Source organism: Nocardia sp. BMG51109, assembly GCF_000526215.1.
Taxonomy (GTDB): Bacteria; Actinomycetota; Actinomycetes; order Mycobacteriales; family Mycobacteriaceae; genus Nocardia.
In genome coordinates this window covers 2,525,879-2,542,431 of record NZ_JAFQ01000004.1, presented here as the reverse complement: position 1 = coordinate 2,542,431, position 16,553 = coordinate 2,525,879, and the positions used below count along the sequence as shown (strand labels likewise).

12 protein-coding genes are annotated in these 16,553 nt (G+C 68.9%); 7 read left to right on the top strand and 5 right to left on the bottom strand.

Annotated features, from left to right (window positions below; all coding sequences use genetic code 11):
• Positions 1 to 12: 12 nt before the first annotated feature.
• The 3 genes from D892_RS0112950 to D892_RS0112940 all read left to right on the top strand — a co-directional run bounded on the left by D892_RS0112950 (position 13) and on the right by D892_RS0112940 (position 4,784).
• Positions 13 to 2,739 carry an AAA family ATPase gene (locus tag D892_RS0112950; RefSeq protein ID WP_024801646.1) on the top strand — a complete coding sequence of 909 codons (2,727 nt, stop codon included), beginning with the start codon at positions 13 to 15 and terminating at the stop codon, positions 2,737 to 2,739.
• A 119-nt stretch (positions 2,740 to 2,858) separates the two neighbouring features.
• Positions 2,859 to 3,608 carry an SDR family NAD(P)-dependent oxidoreductase gene (locus tag D892_RS0112945; RefSeq protein ID WP_024801645.1) on the top strand — a complete coding sequence of 250 codons (750 nt, stop codon included), beginning with the start codon at positions 2,859 to 2,861 and terminating at the stop codon, positions 3,606 to 3,608.
• 324 nt (positions 3,609 to 3,932) lie between these two features.
• Positions 3,933 to 4,784: a glycosyltransferase gene (locus D892_RS0112940; protein WP_156959486.1), complete on the top strand. Its 852-nt coding sequence runs from the start codon at positions 3,933 to 3,935 to the stop codon at positions 4,782 to 4,784.
• Between the two features lie 162 nt (positions 4,785 to 4,946).
• Here the strand turns inward: D892_RS0112940 and D892_RS43645 are convergent, their stop codons facing one another.
• Complete coding sequence (locus D892_RS43645) at positions 4,947 to 5,894, bottom strand: hypothetical protein (RefSeq protein ID WP_156959485.1); 948 nt, start codon at positions 5,892 to 5,894, stop codon at positions 4,947 to 4,949.
• 775 nt (positions 5,895 to 6,669) lie between these two features.
• Here D892_RS43645 and gnd point away from each other — a divergent pair.
• The gene (gene gnd, locus D892_RS0112930; RefSeq protein ID WP_024801642.1) at positions 6,670 to 7,698 is read left to right on the top strand and encodes a phosphogluconate dehydrogenase (NAD(+)-dependent, decarboxylating); all 1,029 of its coding nucleotides are present in this window, start codon (positions 6,670 to 6,672) and stop codon (positions 7,696 to 7,698) included.
• Positions 7,699 to 7,762: 64 nt separating this feature from the next.
• On the opposite strand, the gene D892_RS0112925 is transcribed toward gnd, so the two are convergent.
• Both D892_RS0112925 and D892_RS0112920 read right to left on the bottom strand, forming a co-directional pair.
• Positions 7,763 to 9,091 (bottom strand): lipase family protein, encoded by a 1,329-nt coding sequence (locus D892_RS0112925; RefSeq protein ID WP_024801641.1) that lies wholly within the window; start codon positions 9,089 to 9,091, stop codon positions 7,763 to 7,765.
• A gap of 1 nt (position 9,092) precedes the next feature.
• Positions 9,093 to 10,388 (bottom strand): hypothetical protein, encoded by a 1,296-nt coding sequence (locus tag D892_RS0112920; protein WP_024801640.1) that lies wholly within the window; start codon positions 10,386 to 10,388, stop codon positions 9,093 to 9,095.
• A 292-nt stretch (positions 10,389 to 10,680) separates the two neighbouring features.
• Here D892_RS0112920 and D892_RS0112915 point away from each other — a divergent pair, with 292 nt between their 5' ends.
• On the top strand, positions 10,681 to 11,838 hold the full coding sequence (locus D892_RS0112915) for a glycoside hydrolase family 3 N-terminal domain-containing protein (protein ID WP_024801639.1): 1,158 nt from the start codon (positions 10,681 to 10,683) through the stop codon (positions 11,836 to 11,838).
• Between the two features lie 70 nt (positions 11,839 to 11,908).
• On the top strand, positions 11,909 to 12,508 hold the full coding sequence (locus D892_RS0112910) for a TetR/AcrR family transcriptional regulator (protein WP_024801638.1): 600 nt from the start codon (positions 11,909 to 11,911) through the stop codon (positions 12,506 to 12,508).
• Positions 12,509 to 12,555: 47 nt separating this feature from the next.
• Here D892_RS0112910 and D892_RS0112905 read toward each other — a convergent pair whose 3' ends face one another.
• Both D892_RS0112905 and D892_RS0112900 read right to left on the bottom strand, forming a co-directional pair.
• Complete coding sequence (locus tag D892_RS0112905; protein ID WP_036567004.1) at positions 12,556 to 13,437, bottom strand: MaoC/PaaZ C-terminal domain-containing protein; 882 nt, start codon at positions 13,435 to 13,437, stop codon at positions 12,556 to 12,558.
• Between the two features lie 10 nt (positions 13,438 to 13,447).
• The gene (locus tag D892_RS0112900; RefSeq protein ID WP_024801636.1) at positions 13,448 to 14,812 is read right to left on the bottom strand and encodes a 3-oxoacyl-ACP reductase; all 1,365 of its coding nucleotides are present in this window, start codon (positions 14,810 to 14,812) and stop codon (positions 13,448 to 13,450) included.
• Positions 14,813 to 15,060: 248 nt separating this feature from the next.
• Between D892_RS0112900 and D892_RS0112895 the strand changes: the two genes are divergently transcribed.
• Positions 15,061 to 16,473 (top strand): acetyl-CoA C-acetyltransferase, encoded by a 1,413-nt coding sequence (locus D892_RS0112895; RefSeq protein ID WP_024801635.1) that lies wholly within the window; start codon positions 15,061 to 15,063, stop codon positions 16,471 to 16,473.
• Positions 16,474 to 16,553: the final 80 nt, after the last annotated feature.

Genomic DNA, 16,553 nt, shown 5'->3' with positions numbered 1-16,553 from the left:
ACGCTGACGAGCGTGTTGGTAGGGCGTGAGATCGAGCGGGCCGAGGTCGAGGGGCTGCTCGGTGATGCCAGAGCGGGTAACAGCCGGGCCCTGGTGATTCGGGGGGAAGCGGGTATCGGGAAGTCGGCGTTGATGGACTATGCCGCGGGTGCGGCGGCGGGGATGCGGGTCGTGCGCGGGGTGGGGGTCGAGTCCGAGGCCGAGCTCGCGTTCGGGGCGCTGCATCTGCTGCTGTATCCCTACCTGGATCGGCTCGACACGCTGCCCGGGCCGCAGCGGTCGGCGTTGCGTGCGGCGTTCGGGCAGGTCGAGGCGGTCGAGTCGAATCGGTTTCTGGTCGGTGCGGCGACGTTGACGCTGCTCGCCGAGCTGGCCGCCGACACGCCGACGGTGGTTCTCATCGATGATGCGCAGTGGCTCGACCGCAGCTCCTCGGACGCGCTGCTGTTCGCCACGCGGCGGTTTCACGCCGACCCCATCGCGGTCGTCCTCGCGGTCCGGGAGACCGCGTCGCCGTTCGCCACGCCCGGAATCGGCACGCTGCGGCTGGAGGGGCTGCCGCCGGCGGCCGCGGCGGCGGTGCTCGATGAGCGCGCGCCGGGGCTCACCGTGCCGGGGCGTGACCGCGTGCTGACCGAATCCGCCGGTAATCCGTTGGCGCTGATCGAACTCGGCGGAGCCCGGCGGGCCGCCGAACGCACCGGAGACGCGGATCCGATACATGAGGTGGGCCCGCTGCCCGTAACCCGCCTCGTACAGGAGAGTTTTCGCGCTCAGATCTCCGAACTACCCACTGCCACAAGAACGTTGCTGCTCATCGCGGCGGCCGATACCGGCGCCGGAGTCGATACTATCCTGCGTGTCGCCGCCGCCTTCGGACTCGCCGCGGCCGATCTCGAACCCGCCGAGCGGGCCGACCTCGTCGTGATGTCCACCGACACCCTCACGTTCCGGCATCCGCTGATCCGGGCCGCCGCCTACCAGCAGGCGGCCCATCATCAGCGAATCTCCGTGCACGAGGGCTTCGCTCGCGCGCTCACCGACGCCGGCGACGCCGATCGCCGGACCTGGCACCTCGCCGCCGCGACCACCGAACCGGACGAGCGCGTGGCCGCCGAACTGGAGAATACGGCGCGACGGGCCCAGTACCGCGGCGGTGCGATGGCGGTATCTGCCGCCTACGACCGGGCCGGACGGCTCAGCGCGGATCCGGAACAGCGCGCCCGGCGCGTCCTGATGGCCGCCCGCGCGGCCTACGACGCGGGACGATCGGACCGGGCGATCCGCCTCGCCACCGAGGCCATCTCGCTCACCGGTAACAGCGGAATCATCGCGGACGCAACGCATATCAAGGCGCAGATCGAATACGAACGCACCTCGCCCGCCGCGGATGGCGAACTCGCCCTGCGGGCCGCCGAACTCGTGGTCGACGACGATCCCGAACGCGCGGTCTTCATACTGACCGAGGCCGCGTGCTGCGGCCGGGACGCCGCGCGGCACGATCTGCTCGAGCGGACGGCTACCCAGTTCGAATCCCTGCGACTGCCCGCGAATTCGCCGCTGATCAGCCACGTGGCGGCACAGATCGCCTGGCCCGATTTCCTTGCCGGACGGCCCGAAGAGGCGGCCGTCGAGACGATGCTCCGGCAGATGATCGATGCGCGGGGCGAAAAGGTCGACTCCCTGCACAAGATAGTCGCGGCGTTCAGCGGGGTGATGCTGGCCGAGGACGAGGACGCCGCCGCGATCACGGATACGGCGCTCGATCAGGCCCGGCGGACGGGAGCCGTGCTGTGGATTCCGTACGCGCTGGAGGTACTCGCCCTCGCGAGGCTGCTGAACGGACAGTTCGTCCAGGCGGAAACCGCTGTCGCGGAGGCCGTTTCGCTCGGTATCGAGCTCGATATGGAGACCGAGGTCGCCGCGCTGCGGGCCGTCGAGGTGTGGTTGGCGGCCGTCGCCGGGGAGGAGCAGCGCAGCCGTTCGCTGGCCGCGGATATCGAGCCGATGCTGTCTGCGCGGCACCCGACGCACGCGGCGCTCGCGTCCTGGGGGCTCGCGGTCACGGATTTGGCTGCCGGACAGTTCGATTCGGCGCTCGGCCGGCTCGAAAGCGTCTGTTCGGGACCGGCCGCATACGACTTCCCCATCCGAGCCGTACCCGATCATGTGGAGGCGGCGATCCGCGGCGGCCTTCCCGAACGCGCGCACGAGCATCTCCCCGCGTTCGAGCGCTGGGCGCAAAGCATCCGGAATCCGCTGGGGGAAGCGCTGTTACACCGATGCCGGGCGCTGCTGGTGGCCGATGACGACGCGGAGAAGCACTACACCACGGCCCTGCGGTTGCACGAGCGGCACGGCGGGCCGTACGACCGAGCCCGCACGCAACTGTCGTTCGGCGAGTGGCTGCGGCGCCGGCGACGCCGCGCCGATGCCCGTGCGCACCTACTCGCGGCGCTCGATGCCTTCGATCGCGTCGGCGCCCGGATATGGGCGGATCGAACCCGCGTCGAGCTGGCCGCGCTCGGTGAACAACCGGCCGAACAGCGCGGTGCTCCGCTGAAACTGCTGACGCCGCAGGAGGTGCAGGTCGTGCGGCTGGCGGCGGCCGGGCACAGCAACAAGGAGATCGGTGCCCAGTTGTTCCTCAGTCCGCGCACGGTCGGCCACCACCTGTACAAGGCCTATCCGAAGCTCGGTGTCACGCGGCGGATCGAGCTTGCCCAGCTCGAGCTGTGAGCCGATGACCTATCCGGCGGCCCTCGGGGCGGCGGGACGCCAGTCGTGCGACCGATGCGACCGGCGGTACCGGAGAAATAGCGTTTCTCCTGCAGGGTAATTCGACAGGAGAGAACATCATGTTGCTGGAGAACAAGACCGCGGTGATCTACGGCGCCGGCGGATCCATCGGCTCCGCGATGGCCAAGGGCTTCGCCGCCGAGGGGGCGAGCTGCCATCTCGTCGGCCGCACGGCCGCCACGCTCGACAAGGTCGCCGACGAGATCCGCGGCGAAGGTGGGCGCGCCGAGATCGCCGTCGTGGATGTGCTGGACGCCGCCGCCGTCGCGGACCATGCCGATGCCGTGGCCGAAAAGGCCGGGAGCCTGGACATCTCGGTCAACGTGATCTCCCAGGACGCGCTCTTCGGGCCGCTCATCGACATGTCGATCGACGATTTCGCCGACTCGATGGCCAAGATCGTCAGGTCCCAGCTGTCGACCACCAAGGCCGCGGCGCGGTACATGATCGAGCAGAAGTCCGGGGTCATCCTGTTCTTCGGCGGCTCCGACCCGACCATGAAGATGCCGGGATTGGGCAACGTTCAGGTGGGCATGGATGCCGTGGAGGCACTGCGGCGGCAGTGGTCGGCCGAGCTGGGTCCGTACGGTGTCCGGGTGGTGTCGCTGCTGACCGGCGGCATCACCGAGTCCTTCCCGGACATCCCGGAAACCGAGCCCGCGCGCAAGGGCATCATCGACGCCACGCTGCTCGGCCGCGGCGCGAGCCTGTCCGACGTCGGCAACGTCGCCGCCTTCGTCGCCTCGGACCGGGCCCGATCGCTGACCGGCACCCAGATCAACATCTCCTGCGGGGCCTGCGGAGACTGAGACGAACCGCATTGCGGCGCAACGAGTATCTGCACGTCGCGGGCGACCGGGCTCGGCCGCCCGCTTCGCTCTGCCACCACTCGGACGCGCCGCCATCGGCCGGATCGCCGTCCGCGATGCCGCACCCCGTGCGCCGAGGCTCCCCGGCGAGCAGGATCGGGATGCGATAACGTGTGGCGGGCCACGGGTCGCAGCGCGGCAATGGCAGTACAGACGTCGATATGCGGAGGCCGGTCCGAATTGCCGTTGCGCACCGATCCGATGAGGTTCGCCGTCACGATCGCACCCCCGAAGTCGTTTTCACACCGCGAGGCTTTTCGTGAAGTGGCCGAGACCGTACATTGGGCCCTGGATCGGTTGGGTTACGGAAGTGTGCTGGTCAACGATCTGACAATACCCAACAGAAGGCATATCGTATTCGGCAGCAATACGCTGTCGTGGTGGGGGCAGGAGGTTCCGGAGGATGCCATTCTGTACAATTTCGAGCAGATGGCGCCGGGATCGCGATGGGTGACCGACGAGCTGCTGGATTTGTTTCGCCGCCACGTCGTCTGGGATTACAGCCGATATAATGTCGAGGCCCTCGCGTCGATGGGCATGACGAATGTGCACCACGTTCCGATCGGCAGCGTTCCCGAACTGGAGAAAATTCCGCCCGCCGATACGCAGGATATCGATGTGCTGTTCGTCGGCGGTCCCAATCCGCGCCGGCACGCACCGATCGCGCAGCTGCAAGAGGCCGGGGTAAACGCGCAATCGCACTACGACGTCTACGGTCGTGCCCGCGACGACCTGTACGCCCGCGCGAAAATAGTTCTGAACATTCACCACGGTCCGCGGATATTCGAAATCGTCCGCGTATCGTATCTGCTGGCCAACGGCATTTTCGTAATATCGGAGGACTGCGTCGACACCGACGCCACCGCGGAATTCTCCGACGCGGTCGTATTCACCGAATACGACAGCCTCGTCGAGACGTGCCTGCACTACCTCGCGGATCCCGCGGCGCGAGCGGCCCGGGCCGACGCGGGCCGCGCCCTCATGCGTGCCAGGCCGGCCACGAAATATATCGATGCGGCCGTGAAAGCTCTCGAATCGGCCGACGAACGCAACCGCATCTCCCGAGACCGAGAGTTGGCCACGGGCTTCGGCGCCGGAAGCGCCGACCACGGATGATCTGCCCGGCCGAGATCTCCTGAGTGCCGGCGAGTGCGGTACCCACGCCAACGGCCCATCGGCCAGGGCCTGCGCCACAGGCGATCTGGCCGTGGTCGTCCCGGATGCGGTCGGACGTGCCGGAACGTGAATCGCGGGCGGCGAACCTAGACGTCGCGCAGGTCAGGCCGCGTCGGCCGCACCGCCATCCGCTGAGCCACCGTCGGCCGCGCCACCATCGGCCGCGCCACCGTCGGGCGAACCTCCGTCAGGCGAACCACCATCGACGTGATCGCCGACCGGTGCGCTGTCCACACCGGTGCCGACCGCAGCGCCGACGACGCCGCCCGCTACACCACCGGCCACGGCGGCCGGGATGCCCAGTGCGGCAGCACCAACCGCAGCGCCGACTGCGGCACCGATCGCCGCGCCGCCGGCGATCGACGGGGCTGCGGCCACACCGACCGTGGCAACACCGCCGACAACGCCACCGGCGACCCCGCCGATGACACCACCGATCACAGCACCGGGAACCGCACCCACAACGGCGGCCGGAATACCGGCCGCAGCCGCACCCAGAGCCGCACCCGCCATCGCCCCACCGGCCACCTTGTCCGACCGAGTGCCTTCGATGCCAACGGAATTCAGGCCCGTGGCGATATTCGCCTCACCCTGAGCGACCGTGGTGTTGAACGTGTTCAACACGTCGTCGGGCAACTCGTTGGGCGCCGGGGCGCTGAAATCACCCACGCGCACGGTGCGCGGCGGCGGCGCGATCGGGGCGACCGGCTCGACGGGCTGGGGCGCGTGCAGTTTCTGCCAGTTGACACCCGGGGCCGGCTTGGACTGCTGCGGGATCGGCCGGAAGTTCGGGGGGACAGCGTAATCCGCGTTCGGCGGGGCCGCCGGCGGCGCCGCGGGTGGAGGCGGCGGTGTGGTCGTGATGCCGGGCTGCGACAGGCCGGGGCGCGGGGCGACCAGGCTGTCGGCGCCGCCCGGTGCCACGCCGGGCTGCGAGGTGGTCGGCGTGGGGACCTGCGGCCGCACCTGCGGGCCGGGCGGCGGCGGGGTTGCCGTATCGGGCAGCTTCGGCGTCGTCGGCTGCTTACTGGGCGACTCGGTACTCGTCACCGGAGCCGAGGACTCGACGGCCTGATCGGTCGAGCTGGAACAGGCCACGGCCAACGCCAGCGGAATAACGCCGACAGCAGGTAAGAACACACGTCTTGCAGTGCTGCTGTTCAACTTTCGATGCCGACCTTCTTGCACGTCGTCCCACCACCCTCATCAGTTTCGTACTTGATGGCCCCCCGCAGCCAGGTGGCCACGTGCGCGAGTGATCCTATCCACGCCACAACACGTTAACGCAAATCGATGTGATCGAGGTCATCGTAACGGGCCGCGGAAAAATTCGCTCGGCAAGGCGAATTACCGCTGCTACCAGTGCGATCGGTCGGTTTGGCGATTGTCCGGGCCGGACACCCCGCAGCGAATCGCGCGGTGCCGCAGACATTTCGACACACCCGGCGTCCCCGCCACCCGCAGGGTCGCGATGCGGCACGGTCGCACACGGCGGCACGGTCGGACAGCAGCACGGTCGCACACCACTGCCGGGGCCGCGCGGTGCACCCCGCCCACCGGAAGACCCCCCGGCAAACAAAGAGGCCCCGCGCGGTTGCCGGGTCGGGGGTCTGGCAACAGCGCGGAGCCGACCTGAATATCGGTGGCACGCTCAGGGCGTTACACCCAGACCTGAGAAATTTCCGATCGAGTCACCAGGGACAATCTAGGACGGTTGCGGCGCGGCGACGGCATACGTCACCGCGTAGGGTCGCCAGCAGCGCCGCCAGGCACAGCCAGCAGAGCTCGGACCTGCCGGAGCTCGGACGAGTCGAGGAGATTGGGTATGCAGCTTGGAATGATCGGGCTCGGCCGGATGGGCGCCAACATCGTGCGGCGCATCGTCCGCGACGGGCACACCGCGGTCGGTTACTCGCGCCATCAGGACCAGATCGAGGAGTTCACCGCCGAACTCGGCGAGAACTTCACCGGAACCACCGATTACGAGGCATTCGTCGCGCTGCTGGAGAAGCCGCGCGTGGTGTGGGTGATGATCCCGGCCGGCGCCACCGGCGCGGTGATCGACCGGATCGCCGAGCTGCTCGACCCGGGCGACATCATCATCGACGGCGGCAACAGCCGCTACCACGAGGACGTCGAGCGCGCGAAGGTGCTGACCCCGAAGGGCCTGCACTACCTGGACATCGGCACCTCCGGCGGGGTGTGGGGCCTGGAGCGCGGCTACTGCCTGATGATCGGCGGCGAGGGCGAGACGGTGAAGCACATCGAACCGCTGCTGCAGTCGATCGCGCCCGGCGTGGACGCCGCCGAGCGCACCCCCGGCCGCACCGGCGAGCCGTCCCCCGCCGAGCAGGGCTACCTGCACTGCGGCCCCGCCGGTGCCGGGCACTTCGTCAAGATGGTGCACAACGGCATCGAGTACGGCGCCATGCAGGCCTACGCCGAGGGGATGAACATCCTGCACAAGGCCGATATCGGCAAGACCGAGGCGGGCAAGCACTCCGCCGAGGAGACGCCGCTCGAGCACCCCGAGTACTACCAGTACGACATCGACGTGGCAGAGGTGACCGAGGTGTGGCGGCGCGGCTCGGTCGTCGCCTCCTGGCTGCTGGACCTGACCGCGGCGGCGATGCACGCCGATCCGCAGCTGAGCACGTTCGGCGGCCGGGTGTCCGACTCCGGTGAGGGCCGCTGGACCATCCACGCGGCGATCGACGAGGGCGTGCCGGCGCCGGTGCTGTCGGCGGCGCTGTACCAGCGCTTCTCCTCGCGCGACGAGTCGCTGTACGCCGACAAGGTGCTGTCGGCGATGCGCAAGGCCTTCGGCGGCCACAACGAGCTGCCGAGTAAGTAAGGAACGAACGAGTGGGCCCCGACCGGCTGGTCGGGGCCCACTCTGTCACCTCGGTCGAAGGCGCTCAGTCGAAAGCGCTGTCCAGCCAGTCGACCGTCTGCATGCCGAACAGGTCGGTGCCCCAGCCGTAGAGGTCGGTGAGCATCTTCACCATGCCGCAGTCCGTCGGCTGGTAGGTGACGTCGGCGCCCTGTTCGCGGTAGGTGTCGGCCAGCTCTCGCGAATCACGGGCCGGGACCAGGGACATGGGCGAATCGTCGCGGGCGCACGAGGTGATCAGCACCTTGGACTTCGGCGCCCCGGACCTGCCGAGCTCGTTGTCGTCGAACACGTGCTGGAACGCCGGTTCGTCGGCGGGATTCAGCCCGGATCCGAACATCGTGTTCAGCGGGACGAAGGGCATCCCGAAATAGGCGTCCTGGCATTGCGTCCGGAAGAAGTCGCCCACGCTGCGCCCGACCGGGTTCAGCTTCGAATTCAGGTCCATCTCCGGGTATTTCGGCTCCAGCCCGAACAGCGTCGCGAAGGCGAAGCCGGAGCCGACCGAACCGTCGGCGACCCGCATGAAGTTGCGCTGGTTGACCACCATGCCCTCCAGCACCGTCGATTTCACGTTCAGCTCGGGCGCGTAGGCCGGCTGCAGCTCGGCCGAGAAGGCCGCGCCGACACCGCCGCCGGCGATGCCGAACAGGGCCATCTGCGCGTTCGGGTCCAGGCCCGCCTCGCCGAAATGCAGTGCGGCACGGGCGCCGTCGAGCTGGGTGTGCGCGGCGTACCTGCCCGCGAACACCCCGTGCGGACGGGGGTCGGCGTCGTTGCCGACGTCCGAGATCATCACCGCGTGCCCCTTGCCGAATATCAGCGCCAGCGGACCGAGGGCCGACCAGGACGAACCGTCCAGCGGCGCACCGCCGGTCCACTGCGTGCTCGGGTGACAGCCGGCGCCCACGCTGTCGTTGGCCTCCTGATAGGAGACCAGCCGTTTCTGGTCGGCGGGCCTGCCGTCGCGCGGAATCATCAGGATGCCGGTGCTGACGGCCGGGGTCACGCCGTCCTTCTCGGTGCTGACGTACATCAGCTTCCAGGCGTCCAGGTTCGCCGGCTTCAGTCCGGTGAACAGCACGTCGACCTTCTTGGATTTCAGGATCGTGCCCGGCTTCTCGGTGCCGGTGAGCGGCGGTTCCCGGTAGAAGGGATCGTTCGCCGCCAGCCCCTGGAACACCTCCTGTGGCGAGCCCGGGGTGGCACCGGTCAGCGCACCGACGACGTAGCCGTTGAACACCTTGTCCAGGCCCGGGGTCTGCGGCGGAACCGGTTCGGCCGCAACGGTTCCCGCGGCGGCGCAGACCATCGCGAACGCCGCGGCCAGCGCGACGAGAGATCGCTTGCGCATCTCAGTTCTCCTGTCCGGTCGCGGGTGTCACCTTCAGCTCCTGCACGGCCGAGGTCAGCAGCTGCGGGATGTTCAGCAGCGGCCGGTGCGACTCCAGCTGTTGTTCATACGGCATGCGCATCGTGGCTTCCAGTGCGGGCCAGTTGTTGTCGACCTGCCACTTGTACTTCGGCAGCAGTTCGGTGGTGATGTAGTCCCACCGCGGGTCCAGCTCCGACCAGTTCCAGTCCGGCAGCGGCATGGTCAGTTCCATGGCCCGGCCGTCGGCGCCGGTGAAGGGGATGCGCACCGGGCGGAATTCGCGCGGCGGCACCACCCCGGCCACCGAGGGCGAGCCGGCCGCGCCGCTGAGATAGGTGATCCCCTCGCCGACCGGGCCCTTGTACGCGCGGACCTCGTCCCACTGCTCGCCGATCGCCCACTGTTGTTCGCGGCGCAGCAGCGTGCCGTTGCCCTCCGCGATCCGATCGTGGTCGCCGGAGGCGACGATCCGGCCGTGGTCGCCGGAGGCGACATCGCGCCAGGCGGCCATGATGTCGTCGCCGAACAGGCCCGCCTCCCGGAACTCCGAGAGCGCGGACAGACCGCCGGTGACGTAGGCGTCGTGCATCGGCATCAGGTCGGAGAAGATGTTCTTCTGCATCACCAGGATCATCCCCAGGATCCACCGCACGTCCTCGGGTGTGATCTGCGGAGCGGCCTGGGCGAGCGCCCGCAGTCCCGCCGGCAGCAGCGCCACCGCCTGCGGGCCCGCGATCTGTTCGACCGCACCCAGCACGCCGTGCGCGGCATCGGCGAGGCCCGGCAGGCCGTAGATATCGCTGCCCAGCAGCTCGAAGTCGACGAGCCCGCCGCCGAAGTCGGCGCCGACCTGACCGCCCATCCCCGCCCACTGCAGCTCGTGGTGATCCAGTTGCAGGTTCTCGTAATAGCGGTAGGACTTGATCAGGTTGTCGCGGTTGGCCCGCACACCGGCCCGCGGATCCCAGGACTTCAGATCGATCCCGGCCTTCTCGGTCGCGTCGACCAGCCAGTACTGGTACAGGAGGGCGGCGTAGCGGGTGGCGGGTACGCCCACGGCGCGCGCCCGGTCCAGCAATCGGCCCAGTTCCGCATGGTCGTAGGGCAGTTCGGGGTTGACGCCGCCCGGGCCCTGGGCCGCGTTCCGGTTGACCAGCGGCAGATCGAGGTAGCGGTCCACCTCGCTGTCCGCCGTCGCCGCCGGCGCGGCGAGGCCGAGTGTGATCAGAGCCGCGAGCGCCAGTCCCGCTCCGCGCGCCATTGCGCCGATACGCATCGTCGATGTCAGCCTTCCGCTCTGTGCTGTGGATTGAAAAGAACGCAGGGTGCCGACGGCGATCGGCCGTCGAATTGCGGTAACCCTGTCGATACCAGCTCCCGGCCGCCACGCCCGGCCGCCGCGCCGACCATCGATAGCGATCTGCCATGTCGACGGCCGACGAGACACTAGCAGTAGGTGTTACTCACGATCACGGTGGTCGTGCCGCGAACCACCGCCCCCGGTCCGCGGCGCGGCCCATCGAGCCCGGGCTGTCGGGCGGTCCGCCGGACGGCTACCGTTCAGAGCCATGCGCACCGTTCCCGGGCTCGTTCTCGCGGTACTCGCCCTCACCCTGACCGCCTGCTCCGGCGGCAGCACGCAGACCACCGAGACCTCCGGCGCCACCGGCGCGCCACCGGAGTCGACGGCGCCGCCCACCAGCACCCAACCCGATTGCAACGCGGGCTTTCTCGCGCAGTTCACCACCCGGCAGAAACTCGCGCAGTTGCTGACCGTCGGCGTCAACGGCACGGCGGATGCGGAGAGCATCGTGCGCACCGAACAGATCGGCGGCATCTTCCTCGGCAGCTGGACCGATCAGACCCTGCTGAGCGACAAGCAGCAGATCGATCGGGTCAAGTCGGCGGCGCGCACCCCCTTGATGGTGACCATCGACGAAGAGGGCGGCCGGGTGTCGCGGCTGAGCAACCTGATCGGGTCCGCGCCGTCGGCGCGGGAGAGCGCGCAGACCATGTCCGCCGACGATTACTACCGGCAGAGCGTCGGCCGCGGCCGGGCGATGCACGACCTCGGTATCACCGTCGACTTCGCGCCCGACGTCGACGTGTCGAGCCAGCCGGACGACAGCGTGATCGGCGACCGGTCCTTCTCCGACGATCCGGAGGTGGTCACCCGCTACGCCGATGCCTACATCCGCGCCATGCGCGACGCCGGCCTCGGCGCGGTGATCAAGCACTTCCCCGGCCACGGCTCCGGTTCGGGCGACTCGCATACCGGCGCGGTCCGCACCCCGCCGCTGGACCAGCTGCAACAGGTGGATCTGGTGCCGTTCCGCAACCTCGTCGGGTCGGGGGCGGGCGTGATGGTCGGCCATCTCGACGTCCCCGGCCTGACCACACCGGACACGCCGGCCAGCATCAGCCCGCAGGTGATGTCGTTGTTGCGCCAGGGCGCCGGCTACGGGGCGGCGCCGTTCGATGGTCCGATCTTCACCGACGACCTGAGCGGCATGGCCGCGATCACCAGCCGGATGGGTATCGAGGACGCGGTCGCCGCGGCGCTGGAGGCCGGTGCCGACAACGCGCTGTGGATCAACTCCGATGCCGTCTCGACGGTGCTGGATCACCTGGAGCAGGAGGTGCAGGCGGGGCGGCTGTCGATCCAGCGGGTCGACGAATCGGTGCTGCGGATGGCGCGCTACAAGGGCATTCCGATGCACTGCTGACCGGGCAAGTACCTCCCGTGGAACTTACCTTGGAGTAAGATACGGGTTTCACGAGGGTCTAGGAGAGCGAATGGCAGGCGGTACGAAGCGGCTTCCCCGGGCGGTTCGTGAGCAGCAGATGCTGGATGCCGCCGTCGAGGTGTTCTCGCGTAAGGGGTACCACGACACCTCGATGGATGCCATCGCCGCGGAGGCCAAGATCTCCAAGCCGATGCTCTATTTGTACTACGGCTCCAAGGACGAGCTGTTCCGGGCCTGCATCGCGCGCGAGAGCGTGCGGTTCATCGATGCCGTCGCGGTCGCCGGCAATCCGACGCTGACCCCGCACGAGCAGTTGCGCGCCGGGCTGGAGGCATTCCTGTCGTACGTGGACACCAACCGGTTGTCCTGGCAGGTGCTGTATCGGCAGGCGCTGGGGCAGCAGCCGTTCGCCTCCGAGATCGCCAACAGCCGCGAGCGGGTGATCGAGCTGACCGGCAAGCTGCTCGAGTCCAGCGCCAAATATGCCGAGCCCGGAACGAATTTCGACATCGTGGCAGTCGCGGTGATCGGCGCCGGCGAGGCGATCGCCGACCGGATCGCCGACGGCGAGGTGCAGGTGGCCGAGGCCGTGGACCTGCTGGACAATCTGGCCTGGCGCGGCCTGGCGGGTAAAAAGAAGGCCGAGTAGCGCCCGGCGGCGTTCCGGACCCGCGGGGCCCGGAACTCACCGCGACGTCAGCGCAGCGTGCCGGTCAGGTACGGATATCCCTTCTTCGGGTGCTTCAGCGACAGATCCCAGCCGCTGCCGCCGTCGGGATCACCGACCTGGTCGGCGTACACGTTGACCGTGGACGGCAGCAGGATCGGCTTGCCGAACTTCAGCGAGTAGGTGGTGCGCTCCGGCACACGCCCCTCGATGACGCCGAGAATCGCCGCGGCCGACCACATTCCGTGCGCGATCGAGCGCGGGAACCCGAATGCCTTGGCGCCCAGCGACGACATGTGGATCGGGTTGCGGTCCCCGGACGCCGCGGCGTAGCGGTGGATCATCGCCTGATCCACCCGCAGCGTGCGCAGCGGCGGCGGGGGCGCCTCCTCCGGCTTGGGCTCGGGCTTCGGGCCACCCGACAGCGAGGTGCGCTGCTGGTGCAGGAAGGTGGTGACCTGCCGCCACACCTGCTCCCGGCCCACGCTGACCTCGCTGACCGCATCGACCAGCAGGCCCTTCGGATGCTCGCGCAAATTCTCCACGTGCCCGTGGATATCCAGCGGCTCGCTGACCGAGATCTCCCTCGTGCGCTCGATGACGTTCTCCGCGTGCACCGCGCCCACCGCGACGAACGGGAAGTCGCGGGCGACCACCAGTTGCATCACCACCGGGAAGGTGAGCACGAACGGATAGGTCAGCGGCAGCGAATCGCCGAAGCGCAGACCCGTCGCATGGCAGTACGCGGCCAGGTTGTCGGCATCGACCCGGACACCCTTCCATTCGATGACGCGGTCCGGGATAGCGGACTTGCGGCTCGAAACCAGCGGCAGGGGAACGGCTCCCAGCGCCGCCTTCAGATAGAGACCGCCGGTCTTGGGCGGCGTGGTCAGCGAAATGGTCTGGGTCATGATGCTCCGATCAGGCACCGAGCAGGCTCTGGCCGCAGACCCGAACGACGTTGCCCGTCACCGCGTTCGACGCCGGGCTGGCGAAGTAGGCGATGGTCTCGGCGACATCGACGGTCTGGCCGCCCTGCGACAGGGAACTCATCAGTCGGCCCGCCTCCCGAGTGGCCAGCGGGATGGCGGCTGTCATGGCGGTTTCGATGAAGCCGGGGGCCACGGCGTTGATGGTGACGCCCTTCTCGGCCAGCTTCGGCGCCTCGGCGTCCACCATGCCGATCACGCCGGCCTTGGACGCGCCGTAGTTGGTCTGGCCGCGGTTGCCCGCGATGCCGGCGATCGACGAGATATCGATCACCCGGCCTCCCTCCTTCAGGACGCCTTTCGACACCAGGGCTTCGGTGATCCGGTGCGGGGCAGCGAGATTGACGTTCAGTACCGAGTTCCAGCGACCCTCGTCCATGTTGGCGAGCAACTTGTCGCGGGTGATCCCGGCGTTGTGTACCACGATGTCGAGGCTACCGAAGCGCTCGGCCGCGAGTTCGGCGATCTTGTCGGCGGCATCGGGCGCGGTGACGTCGACGGCCAGGGCCGTGCCACCGACCTTGTTGGCGGTCGCCGACAGCGCCTCGCCGGCGGCCGGGATGTCGGCGACGATCACCTTGGCGCCGTCGCGGGCGAAGACCTCGGCGATGGTGGCGCCGATGCCGCGCGCCGCACCGGTGACCACGGCGACCTTGCCGTCCAGCGGCTTGTCCCAATCGAAGGAGTTGTCCACCACGCCGTCTTCGCGACCGACCCGGAACACCTGCGCATCGACGAACGCCGACTTGCCGGACAGCAGAAACCGCAGCGTGGACTCCAGTCCGGTGGCGGCCGCGGCGGCCTCCGGGTGCAGGTATACGAGGTTGACGGTGGCGCCGCGCAGCAGCTCCTTGCCGACGCTGCGGGTGAAGCCCTCCAGCGCGCGCTGCGCGATCTGCTGCTCGACGCCCGAGGCCAGCTCCGGCGTGGTGCCGACGACCAGCAGCCGACCGGACGGCGCGACCGACCGCATCGCCGGCTGGAAGAACTGGTACAGCTGCTCGAGCTCCTCCACCGAGCCGAGGCCGGTGGCGTCGAACACCAGGGCGCCGAACTTCACGCCCGATGTGGGGGAATCCACGAAGGTGTAGTCGGACAGCAGGTTTCGGGCCGCGTCGGCGACCCGGCCCTTGCCGCCCAGCAGTACCGGCCCGGGCAGCGCCGCCTCGCCGGGGGTGTAGCGGCGCAGGTTCTCCGGCTTGGGCAGCCCCAGCTTGCTCGCCAGGAACGCGCCGGGGGCCGAGTGGACGAACGATCCGTAGAGGTTGGGAGCGCCCTTGCTTTTGCTGGCTGCCACGGTTCCTACCTTTTCCTTGTGTGTCGAATGTGAACGGTGTGTCGAATGTGAACGTCGAGCGCCGTCGGACACATCTACTGTCGGGCACATCTACGAGGTACGGTGTCGACAACGAACTTACTCCAGAGTAAGTTTAATGTAAACCGACAGCGAAGGGGCATCGGTGCTGTGCCGCATGTCGGCCACGCCCCGAGCGCCGAACAGTTCCGACGAGACAGTCAGTTCCCGACGAGACAGTGGAGACTCGAGTGACTACCAAAGCCCGTTCGGCGAAGGCCGCGTCCACCGGCACCTCATCGAGCAGCACCGGATCGAGCAGCACAGCATCGAGCAGCACCTCATCGAGCGGAAAGGCCCCGCACACCAAGCAGACCCGTCCCGTGGCGGTCCTGGGCGGCAACCGGATCCCGTTCGCCCGGTCCGACGGCCGCTATGCACACGCCTCCAACCAGGACATGTTCACCGCCGCGCTGAACGGGCTGGTCAGCCGCTACGGCCTGCAGGGTGAGCGGCTGGGCATGGTGGTCGGCGGCGCGGTGCTCAAGCGCGTCGGCGAGCACGGCATGATCCGCGAGAGCGTGCTGGGCAGCGAGCTGTCGCCCTACACCCCGGCGCACGATCTGCAGCTGGCCTGCGGCACCGGCCTGCAGTCGATCGTCACCGTCGGCGACGCGGTGGCGCTGGGCCGCATCGAGGCCGGCGTCGGCGGCGGCACCGACACCACCTCTGACGCGCCGATCGGCGTGAGCGAATCCATGCGGGAGTGGATGCTCGACGCCAACCGCGCCAAGAAGAACTCCGACTACGTCAAGCTGGCCGGACGGCTGCGCCCGAGTATGGTGGGCATCGAGATCCCGCGCAATGCCGAACCGCGCACCGGGCTGTCGATGGGCGAGCACGCCGCCCTCACCGCCAAGGAGTTCGGCATCGCCCGCGAGGCGCAGGACGAGCTGGCCTACCTGTCGCACCGCAACATGGCCGCGGCCTACGACCGCGGCTTCTTCGACGATCTGATCACCCCGTTCCTGGGCCTGACCCGCGACGACAACCTGCGGCCGAACTCGACCGTGGAGAAGCTGTCGACCCTGAAGCCGGTCTTCGGCCACCGGCTCCCCGGCGGCGAGAAGGATCCGGCCGCGACGATGACGGCCGGCAATTCCACCCCGCTCACCGACGGCGCGTCCGCGGTGCTGCTGGGCAGCGAGGAGTGGGCCGCCGAGCGCAACCTGAAGCCGCTGGCCTACCTGATCGACAGCGAGGTCGGCGCGGTCGACTACGTGTGGGGCCCGGACGGCCTGCTGATGGCGCCGACCTACGCGGTGCCGCGCCTGCTCGCCCGTAACGGCCTGACCCTGCAGGACTTCGACTACTACGAGATCCACGAGGCGTTCGCGTCCGTGGTGCTGGCCACCCTGCAGGCGTGGGAGTCGGATCAGTACTGCAAGGAGCGGCTCGGCTTGGACGGCGCCCTCGGCGCGATCGATCGCGCCAAGCTCAACGTCAACGGCTCCTCGCTGGCGGCCGGCCACCCGTTCGCCGCGACCGGCGGCCGCATCATCGCCCAGACCGCGAAGCAGCTGGCGGAGAAGGGCTCCGGCCGCGCGCTGATCTCCATCTGCGCCGCCGGCGGCCAGGGCGTGGTGGCGATTCTGGAGCGCTGAGATTCTGGAGCGCTGAGATCCCGCCGCGCCGAATTCGGCCGTAGCCCAACACGTCCGGCGGGTCGGTGCCCGGGTTCCGG

What these genes read in the sequence shown, in the direction of transcription:
- D892_RS0112945 (WP_024801645.1), top strand. Translation starts at nt 2,859, where the DNA reads ATGTTGCTGGAGAACAAGACCGCGGTGATCTACGGCGCCGGCGGATCC.
- gnd (WP_024801642.1), top strand. Translation starts at nt 6,670, where the DNA reads ATGCAGCTTGGAATGATCGGGCTCGGCCGGATGGGCGCCAACATCGTG.
- D892_RS0112925 (WP_024801641.1), bottom strand. Translation starts at nt 9,091, where the DNA reads ATGCGCAAGCGATCTCTCGTCGCGCTGGCCGCGGCGTTCGCGATGGTC.
- D892_RS0112920 (WP_024801640.1), bottom strand. Translation starts at nt 10,388, where the DNA reads ATGCGTATCGGCGCAATGGCGCGCGGAGCGGGACTGGCGCTCGCGGCT.
- D892_RS0112915 (WP_024801639.1), top strand. Translation starts at nt 10,681, where the DNA reads ATGCGCACCGTTCCCGGGCTCGTTCTCGCGGTACTCGCCCTCACCCTG.
- D892_RS0112910 (WP_024801638.1), top strand. Translation starts at nt 11,909, where the DNA reads ATGGCAGGCGGTACGAAGCGGCTTCCCCGGGCGGTTCGTGAGCAGCAG.
- D892_RS0112905 (WP_036567004.1), bottom strand. Translation starts at nt 13,437, where the DNA reads ATGACCCAGACCATTTCGCTGACCACGCCGCCCAAGACCGGCGGTCTC.